General features: G+C 59.2%; 6 protein-coding genes. 1 reads left to right on the forward strand and 5 read right to left on the reverse strand.

Annotated features, from left to right (window positions below; all coding sequences use genetic code 11):
- Positions 1-253 precede the first annotated feature (253 nt).
- Positions 254-1561, reverse strand: coding sequence for an ATP-binding protein (locus ACFP9U_RS03890; RefSeq protein WP_378619164.1), 1308 nt, complete (start codon positions 1559-1561; stop codon positions 254-256).
- Between the two features lie 286 nt (positions 1562-1847).
- Between ACFP9U_RS03890 and ACFP9U_RS03895 the strand changes: the two genes are divergently transcribed.
- Entirely contained in the window at positions 1848-2708 is an 861-nt protein-coding gene (locus tag ACFP9U_RS03895; protein ID WP_378619166.1) for a MipA/OmpV family protein, read from the forward strand.
- Between the two features lie 330 nt (positions 2709-3038).
- On the opposite strand, the gene ACFP9U_RS03900 is transcribed toward ACFP9U_RS03895, so the two are convergent.
- The 4 genes from ACFP9U_RS03900 to ACFP9U_RS03915 form a co-directional block, all read right to left on the reverse strand.
- On the reverse strand, positions 3039-3731 hold the full coding sequence (locus ACFP9U_RS03900) for a methyltransferase family protein (protein WP_378619167.1): 693 nt from the start codon (positions 3729-3731) through the stop codon (positions 3039-3041).
- A 148-nt stretch (positions 3732-3879) separates the two neighbouring features.
- Positions 3880-4602: a response regulator transcription factor gene (locus tag ACFP9U_RS03905; RefSeq protein ID WP_322453318.1), complete on the reverse strand. Its 723-nt coding sequence runs from the start codon at positions 4600-4602 to the stop codon at positions 3880-3882.
- Positions 4603-4936: 334 nt separating this feature from the next.
- On the reverse strand, positions 4937-7999 hold the full coding sequence (locus tag ACFP9U_RS03910; RefSeq protein WP_378619168.1) for an efflux RND transporter permease subunit: 3063 nt from the start codon (positions 7997-7999) through the stop codon (positions 4937-4939).
- The gene (locus tag ACFP9U_RS03915) at positions 7996-9246 is read right to left on the reverse strand and encodes an efflux RND transporter periplasmic adaptor subunit (RefSeq protein ID WP_378619170.1); all 1251 of its coding nucleotides are present in this window, start codon (positions 9244-9246) and stop codon (positions 7996-7998) included. Before ACFP9U_RS03915 ends, ACFP9U_RS03910 begins: the two co-directional genes overlap by 4 nt.
- Between the last annotated feature and the right edge of the window lie 504 nt (positions 9247-9750).

Here is a 9750-nt window from a genome sequence, read left to right on the forward strand (position 1 = left end):
TCCGCCCTCAGCGATCGTGACCCTGGAAACTGCTCCGAGTTTCTGCCCTGGGCCTCTGCAGGAGCGCGATCCAGACGCCCCCTTCAATGAGGACTAGGAACGTAGACCGTTCCGTGCGCTCGCCATCGCTGGCTGGCGCTGCAGAACCTCCCGTGTGGTGAAAGCGGGAATGGAGACCGCAGACACCGATGGCCTGTTGCCGAACGCCAGGATGGCGGCTTTGGTTTGGTTCTGCTGATAAATCCGCCAGTGCCTACTCAATGGAGGGGAACGACAGCCTGGCGACAAGGCCGTTCGGCGGCCGGTCAAGGAGTTCCAATCTTCCTCCGTGCGCCTGCATGATTTCGGCAACGATCGAAAGCCCCAACCCAAAGCCGGCATTGGCGCCGCTGCGGGCAACATCGATCTTGAAAAACGGCTCCAGCACGCGCTTCTTGTTCGGGTCCGGAATCCCCGGGCCGTCATCGACGACATCGATGGTCATCGTGCCGGCATTCTCCCGCAGCTCGACAATCACCGAACTGCCGAATTTTGTGGCATTGTCGCAAAGATTCGTAACGGCACGCGTGATCGCGAGAGGCTTGCAATTGGCGATCAATCTATTCGGTCCCCGGTAGGTCAGGTCAAAGCCGACATCGGAAAATTCGCTGCAGATCGTCTGAAGCATGCTGGCGATATCCGTGCGCTCAACGGCTTCCCGACTGTGGTTGTCGCGCAAATAGCCAAGGCTCTCACTCAGCAATCGGTCGAGATGCTCGATGTCGGACAACATTGTGTCTCTCGTCGGTCCCTCGGGCAAACGCTCCGCCTTAAGTTTCAGTCGCGTCAACGGCGTCCGCAGGTCGTGACTGATGCCGCGCAGCATGCGGGTTCGCGATTCCACCATGATCGCAATCCGGTTGCGCATGGCGTTCAATGCTCTGGCGAGGGCAACGATCTCGACGCTGCCGCGCTCTTCGAAAACCTCCCCATGGGTCGAGATATCCGCGTTGGTGGCTGTGCGAGATATTCGCCTGAGGGGCAAGGTGATTGCCCAGATGGCAAACGCGGATAACAGGAAGATCAGGGTAATCAGCGCGACCAGGTAATATGACCCCCGCACGGCGAAGTCCCTCAGGAAGGAGTCGGAAGAAATGGGAGTGACCAACATCGTTGCATCGTCCACCTTGGAAGCAACGACACGGTTGTCGTTCAGAAACGTCCTCCAGCCGCCCAACGGGGGAACCGAATTGTCAGGCGGGAACAGCCAGTCGATAGCCCGATCCCAGAATGTCTCTTTACTGGACGACGTCGTGAATTGCTCACTCAGGACCAGGGGCTGCAATGACACGTCCCAACCCGACCGCTGGGCGGCACCGACGATAATTTGTCTCCCATCCGGTGTCGCCGCCGCTAAAAGCTCCCCTATTGCCTGAAGGCGTTCAGCGACCTGCTCGATGTCCAATCCTTCGTAATCTCTGACCCAACGCTCGAGCACGGGCCCCGCCGTGACGACGATCAATAGCGCGAGCACGATTATAGCGATGATCTGCCCATGAATGGTCCTTGGACCGAGAGGCATGTGCAATCTCATAATCCTCCATCAGAGCGCCGGTATCGGCAAGCGATCTCGGACGTGAGGCTTGATAACATGACGAGAACCGACCCGCGTCGAGGCGATTGTTAAGTTTCATTGCGGCAGCAATTGCCTGGATCCGACCGCACGTCGGCGCCTCGGGTTTTCCAACTGCAACAAAGCTTCACATAACGACATGCTCGAGGCGGCTCTCCTGTGAAACCTAGTGTCGTCAACGTCCCCGCCGTTCAACCGAACTGAGCGGTAACGACAACTCGTTCTTGGAGCCCCCATGTTTTTCACCAAGCACAACAGCAGGCGTGCTTCATCCTTTGCCTTTGGCGCCGCGATGGGTGTCACGGGAATGGTGTCCAGCACAATGGCCGCCGATCTTGCTGCTGCACAACAAGCGCCCGAACCGGCGTTCGATCAGGAAAGGTTCGACCAGCGGTTCAATCAGAAGGAGCCCGAACGGAACTGGAGCCTCATCGTCGGCGGCGGCGGTGAGTACGAGCCTGAATACGAAGGCAGCGGCGACTTCAAGATCAGTCCGATCCCCTTCGTTCTGTTCACCTACGGCGAGTGGCTCGAGATCGAACCTTCGGGAGTCACAATCACACCTCTCCGGCACAACGGCTTTTCGCTTTCCGGAAAGGTCGGCTATGAGACGGGCAGAGACGCCGATGATCATGACCGGCTTAGAGGTTTGGGCGACATCGATCTTGCCGCCACGGTCGGCGCAAAAGCGGCATATGAGTGGGGCCCGGTCGAGCTTTACGCCGAAGTCGAGCAAACGATAGACGGCAGCGAAAGCCTTATCGGCACATTTGGTATCGGGTATTCGCAACCTGTAACCGAAAGGCTCATCCTCGGCGCCAATGCCGAGGCGGTCGTAGCGAATGACAAACATATGGAAGCCTATTTCGGCGTCAATTCCGACCAGTCTGCAGCCTCCGGTCTACCGGAATACAAGCCCGAGGCTGGTCTTAAGCGCTTCGACGTCTCAGCATCCGCAACGTATCTGCTGGACGAGCACTGGCTCCTCCGCGGCAAGGCAGGCCTTGGTATATTGACCGGAGATGCCGCTGACAGCCCGATCGTGGAGGAAAAGGTGCAACCCTCCTTTTCCCTTTTTGTCGGCTATAAATTTTGACGTTCGGGGGTCCGCTGGCCTGACCGCCGATTCAAGCTCCCAAACACATGATTTCAGACAGGAGAGCCGAGGGTGTCGATCCTCGGCTCTTTTGCCGTGTGCCCCGGCGTCCGCGCTTTCCGCTTCCGTGTGGTGGAGGCGACCGTCTGCTTGCCGTATGGCACGTCTCCCAGCTCGACCAGGCGATCCTGAAGCGACCCTTTGGTGCCTTTGCAACGGCGCGGCATTAAAATGCCTGCCGCTCCTCGCTTCCTTTTGTTGCTCCCGTAAATTGCCCGGAACTCTCCCCAGCCGGCAACGAGGGGAAGCATCCGAGGTGGATCACCGCCTTCAGTACAAGGTCACCCGCGGCAGATCGAGAAGTGTTGTCTGCCCCCGCGCGAGAACTCTGACCAGGGGGATCGGCAGGACGAAGATAATCCCGTCGAGGACGGTTCGCCTCCAAATGCCTGGATCGACGGCCAAGGCAACCACATCCCGCCACAACGCCGGTCGCGGAAAAAAGCGGGAAACCGAGTGGCGGTACGCGTCGTAGCCAGGACCGTGAACGCGGGATAATCCGGCCCCCTCGCGCAGAACGACCGGCAAAAAAATCATGTATGCGGCAAGGGCCACGAACAGCGCCAGCATAACGCTGTCGGTTTGCGCCCCGAGTCCGGCAGCCGCAACAAACGAGAAAAAATAGAGAGGGTTTCGCATGGCCGAGTACGGACCTGCTGTTACGAGGGTGCTCGTCTTCCTGCCGCCAATATACATTATGCACCATGCGCGACCCAGGATTGCGGCAAAGATCAGAACAGCGCCAATGTCTTCAATCCATTGCCGTTGCCAGGATCCTGCTTCGAAGTGGGGATTCGTGAAGAAAAAAGCTGGCATAAAGCAAATGCCAAAAAGCCATATCGCGATCTTTCGGCGCGACTGTACTCGCGCCAGATTATGTTGCGTCTCATGAATATATGACACTGTGCGCTTCTCGAAAATGCCTGGCGATTTTTCGATGCCAACAGGCAGGAAGTAGCGCACCGCTATGGGTAAGACGTGTGATTTTGTTGCGGTGTGTTAATACAGATTTGGTGTTGCGACGACTGTGTGACCCGGCCCATTGCCGGGACTCTGATTTACTGTGGGAATGGCAGGATGAGCCATTGGGCGCGGGGCGGCAGACGACTGCCTACGCTTCCTCGACAATAGCGGTAAACATGTATCCGCCGAGCCTGACCGTTTGAAGCAGCGCTGGTTCCTTGGGATCGGTCTCGATTTTCTGCCGAAGACGGCTGATATGGACATCGATGCTGCGCTCGATCGGCCCGGCAAGTCCAGAGTGCGTCATGGAGAGGAGCTCTTCGCGGGTGATAACGCGGCCGGGATTCCGGCAAAAAGCCAGCAAGAGGTCAAATTCCGTCGTCGTCAAAGCGATGCGGGCATTGCTCGGGTCGTGAAGTTGACGACGCATCGGATCGATCTGCCATCCGTCGAAGCGGAGCTTTCGCTGCGCTTTGGTCTTAGTCGGCCCATAGGAGGCCCTTCGCAAAAGGCTACGTACACGCGCGACAACCTCCCGGGGGCTGAATGGTTTCGTTACGTAATCGTCTGCGCCGACTTCCAGTCCGACGATCCTGTCGACCTCCTCGCCAAGCGCCGTCAATAAGATGATCGGAATGGTCTTCTCGGAACGGATCTTCCTGCAGAGGCTCAGCCCGTCCTCGCCCGGCAACATGACATCGAGGATTATGAGATCGAATGAATTGTTGCGCAGAAGCGACTGTATCACACGGCCATCTTCCGCAACGGTCGGGATCATCCCGTTGTCCTGAATGGTCAGGGCAAGCAGATTTGCGATTTCCGGATCGTCTTCAACGATCAGGATCTGCGCATTTGCCGTATTCGATTGCATGAACTTCTTACCCCAATTCGCATAGAATGCACGCCGGAGAGAGCCAGTATGTTTCGCTTTGTTAAGTTTTGTTGCAGCGTACAGAATGCCACATTTTCCAGGGTTTGGGCCATTTTGCCTTTCGAGGATGAACGCATTCCAGCGCATCTGAACAACGGATTCGGCTTTCGGAGTGCACGTGCGCAGATTCATGACTTTCAGCATCCTTATGCAGCGTGCACATACGGGCGCCGTAGCGTGAACGGCGGCAGGGAGAAGGCCCGACGGCGTGAACCGGCCGGCCCTCTATTTTCAGGCCACCTCCCGGTGGTGGCGCCCTCGGCATTCGGTGCGACTAGATCTCTGCCGACTGAAGGAACGGCTTGAATATCCGGGCGATCCGATCGCCGAAGCCTGAAACGATGAGATGAAGAGAGGGGATCACGATCAGGGAAAGGAGCGTAGAGGCCAGGAGCCCACCGATGACGGCGATGGCCATGGGGGAACGGAATTCGCCGCCGTCACCCACACCGAGAGCGGAAGGGATCATGCCGCCGGTCATGGCAAGGGTCGTCATGACGATCGGGCGAACTCTTTCGGAACAGGCCTCGATGACGGCGTCGAGCCGCGAAAGCCCGTGCGCCTCCCGCTCGATTGCAAAATCCAGGAGCATGATGGCGTTCTTTGTGACGATGCCCATCAGCATCAGAATGCCGATGACGACCGGCAACGATATGGCGCTGCCGCTCAGCCACAGGCCCGCGGCAACACCGCCGATCGACAAGGGAAGAGACGCCAGGATCGTCCACGGCGCAAGCACGCTTCCGAACAACAGGATCAGGACCACGAGAACGAGCATGATGCCCGAACCCATCGCCACCGCGAAGCTTTCGAAAACGGTGCTTTCGGTATCGGAGTCTCCGGTTGCCTGAAGGCGCACGCCCTCCGGCAGGTTCCTGACGCTCTCCAGCTGAAGTAGCCGCTCCATCCCCTGCCCCGACGTCAGGCCATCGGCCATGTCCACGCCAATCTCGATCCGGCGCTCGCGATCAAGCCGCACTATGGCTGACATCGTCTCGTCAAAGCTGCTGTCGACCACTGCCGATAGCGGGACATGCGCTCCATCGTCAGAGGGCACGGTCAGCATTTCAAGCGTCGGCAGATCGTCGCGGGCGTTGCGGTCGATGACCACCCGGATAGGAATTTGCCGTGCGCCATCGGTGAAGCTGGGCAAGCGGCTGTCTGCATCGCCAACGGTGGACACACGGATCGTCTGGGCAATCGCGGCCGGCGACACGCCGAGCATCGAGGCCTTGTCCGTCTGGACCTGCAGCGTGAGTTCCGGGCGCATGGCGGCATTGACTATGGCTGGATCGACAAACGCCTGATCGGCTGAAAGCTCCTCCACGACGGCGTTCGCGGCTTCCAGTGCCGCCTCCCCATCAGCACCCAGGACAGCAAAGGAGAGATCGCGGCCGCCACGCGCGTTGAGGAACCTCAACTTCACATCGGGAATGGACGAGAGGCTCTTCCCGATCTCGGTTTCAATCGCAAACGATGAGCGATCCCGCTCAGCCTTGTGAGACAAGTCGATGAGGATGACGGCAAAGCGCACATCCTCCAGCCCCGTGATGCTTACACCGGCGCGGGCGAATACGCCTTCCACCTCGCGAATTTGCACTGCACGCTTCGCGATTTCGTCCGATACCGCCCGTGTCTCATCAAGCGTGGAACCGGGCGGCAGCTCGACCGAGAGGGTCAGGCGCCCGGTATCCTCCTCCGGCAGAAAGGTGGTCGGTAATGACAACAGGGCAAACGTTGCGAGCGTGAAGGAGCCGGCAGCAAGCCCGACGGTCACCCACCGCCAGCGCAGACTCATCCGCAACAGCCGCTCGTAAGCCAGGAGGAAGACCCCCCTTTTCTCCTCGGCAGGCGGGGTCCCGGTCATGAAGTAGGCTGCCATAACGGGGGTTATCAGCCGTGCCACCAGCAGGGAGAAGAAGACCGCGATGGCAACCGTCACGCCGAATTCCCGGAAATAGAGACCCACTTCGCCGCCCATGAAGCCGACAGGCACGAACACGGCGATGATGGTGGCTGAGATGGCGATGACGGCGAGGCCAATTTCGTCGGAGGCATCGAGCGCCGCCCGCCAGGCGGTTTTGCCCATGTCACGGTGGCGCACCACATTCTCGATTTCGACAATCGCATCGTCGACGAGTATGCCCGTCACCAGCGTGATGGCCAGCAGGCTCAGGATATTGAGGGAAAAACCCAGGAGATCAATCGCGAAAAAAGTCGGAATGATCGAAAGTGGCAACGCCACCGCGGCGACGATCGTTGCCCGCCAATCGCGCAGGAACAGGAATACAACGACAACGGCAAGTGCCGCCCCCTCGAACAATGTGTTCATGGCCGAACTGAAATTGCCGGCCGTGTAGCTGAAATTGTCGTCCACAAGACTGAAACGCACGTCCGTGTCGCGCGCGCCGAGCTCCGCCAATGCCTTGGAGACCTCATCGGCAACGGATACTTCGCTTGCGCCTTGAGAGGGATAGACCGCAAATCCCACGACGTCCGCGCCGTCGAGCGTGGCGAAGGAACGCGCTTCTGCCACAGTATCCTGAACGCTTGCCAAGTCCCCCAGCCGCACGGCGGCCTGCGAGGAAAGCGCAATGCGCTGATCGGCCAGATCCGGAACTGTCTTGGCGGCCGCTACGGTTGTCAGGGCCTGCTCACGGCCGCCGAGAGCGCTTCTCCCACCGGAATTCTCGATCTGAGTCCGTAACAGGCTTTCGTTGACCGCAGTTGCGGATAGCGAAAGCGCCTGCAACCGGTCGGGATCGAGCTCGATGCGAATTTCCCGATCAGCCCCTCCGACCCGCTCGATCCGTCCCACGCCCGGCAAACCTTGCAGGTTGCGGGTAACCACGTCATCCACGTACCAGGAGAGTTCGACAACCGTCATGCTCGGGCTGATGACGGCGTAGGTCACGACGGATCGAGCCTCTTCTTCAACCCGCTCGATGACCGGCTCATCGATAGTCGCGGGCAGGTCGGAACGGATTTTTGCCACGGCATCGCGCACGTCGACGACCGCCCGGTCCGGTGGAACCACGCCCAATTCGAACTCGACATTGGTCACGGACTTGCCCTGGTCGATGGTCGAGGTGATTTTCTTGATGCCGGTCAGCGGTGCCACCGCATTCTCCACCCGCCGCGTCACCTCAATCTCAAGCTCGGTTGGAGTCGCTCCGGATTGCTCGATCGTGACCTTGACGAGCGGGGTAATGATTGGCGGAAAGTAGGTGATCGGCAATCGGGAAAAGCTGTAGAGGCCCACCACCGTTAAGATCACGAAGAACAGAATGGACGGCAGCGGGTTGCGGATTGCCCAGGCCGAGATATTCGCGTTCATCGACGGACCGTCCCTTCCAAGCCGTCAAATGAGACCGTCTGGGACACCTCCTGCTGCGGATAGACTTCCGCCGACACGGCGACAGGCTCGACACGATCCTGATCCTTCAGGAAGCCGCCCGCCTTCAGAACGATCATTTCACCGTCTTCGACACCCTCGACAATCTCGACGAGATCGTCCTGACGCGCGCCGATCCTGACGTTTCGAATTTCCACGACATCGTTCTTGACGACATAGACGCTATGGGAATCCCCCGTGCTTCTGACAGCTGTTCCCGGCAGGAGAACATTCGTCCGCGTCGACGTATCGATGACGCCGCGGGCAAACACACCCGGAACGAGGCCGTCGCTCTCATCGAGTTCGATACGAACCGTCCCGCTCCGCGTCTTCGGGTCGAGTTGCGCCGCATTGAGCCGCAGCGTGCCGGTGACAGGTTGGTCACGGCCAGGGAGGGTGACTTGCGCACGCATGCCTTCGCGCAGTCGAACGAAGTTCGTTTCCGTTACTTCCGCAACGAATTCTATCTTGCCGTTCTTCGCGATGCGAAAGAGAGGATCGCCCGAACCCGAGGTCATGACGCCGATGCGGGCGCTTCGCTCCAGAACGAGACCGGGCGCAGGGGCGCGCAAAGTACTCCTCTCGACGGTCAGCTCGATCTCCGTCCTTTCCTGCGCGATCAACTGTTCTTCGGCCTTGGCCAGGGCCAGAGACTGTCGCGCAAGGGCGGTTTCCGCGGCGGCGCGATCATAGGCGTTCTGGTTGTCGTCCAGAATCTGCTCGGAAATGATCTCCTTCGACCGCAGCGCGCGGCTGCGCTCCAGCTTCGCTCTAGCTTCGCGCTCGGCAACAAGCGCAATATCGACGTTACTGGCCTCGACGGCCACGGCAGCTTTGGCGCGAAGAGCACTCACCGCATTTTTGTCGAGAGCGAGAAGCGCATCGGTCTTGTCGAACAGGGCAAGGGGCTGGCCTTGTTCGACCCTTTGGCCGACCTCCACCAGGATGTGCTGGATGTCCCGGCCCGTCACCGAGGGATGGACCTGGACCTCCTCACGAGCTGCAAGCGTTCCCACGACCGATATGCGGTCCGTGACGTCGACCCGCTTGGCAAGAATGATGGTCACAGGCATTTGCTGCTGGGCCTGCGCAATTGGCACAAAGGCAGCCAATGCAAGCAAGGCAAGGATCCCGCATCTTTTAGGCAGCCGCGGCGGACAAAATGGCTTGAGCCACGCCTTCATGCTCATGAACGACCTCTCCTCTCTTGCCTTCGGGCATGATGAGCCCTCAGGGGAGTTCGGTCGTACGCTAGCGATCAACGAAGATCGCGGTGTTGTATCACATTAAGTTTTATTGCGCTCGAATGGGCTGTACGGCCGTCCAATGTGCTCGGCGGGTGTCCTTGAGTGTGAGTTTTCCTCGATGAGGAACTCTTATCCAGGTCATCATAACTTTTGTTCTAGAGATCAGATCCGGCCCCCCCAAGGCCGTTGCCGCCCCAGAGGACTGTTTCGGCTGAACGCTATTCCTCAAGGACCTTGCCGCCAAGACGCATCGCGGCCCGCGCGGGCGTGTAGAGAGGATGACAAGTCGGGTGGCGGGCTGTGGTGAGTTCATCCGTTACCCCAGCTTTTTCCCGCTCTCGTTTCCACTTTGCCGGAACTTGCTCAGAATTTCCCGACGACGTTGAGGAAGAGGCCCTGGTCGTCGAGGGTGAGGTCTCTGAGGTCGTCGGAGAAGCGGCCGAAGTT

Origin of the sequence: Nitratireductor sp. GCM10026969, assembly GCF_042660605.1 — a bacterium.
Classification (GTDB): domain Bacteria; phylum Pseudomonadota; class Alphaproteobacteria; order Rhizobiales; family Rhizobiaceae; genus Chelativorans.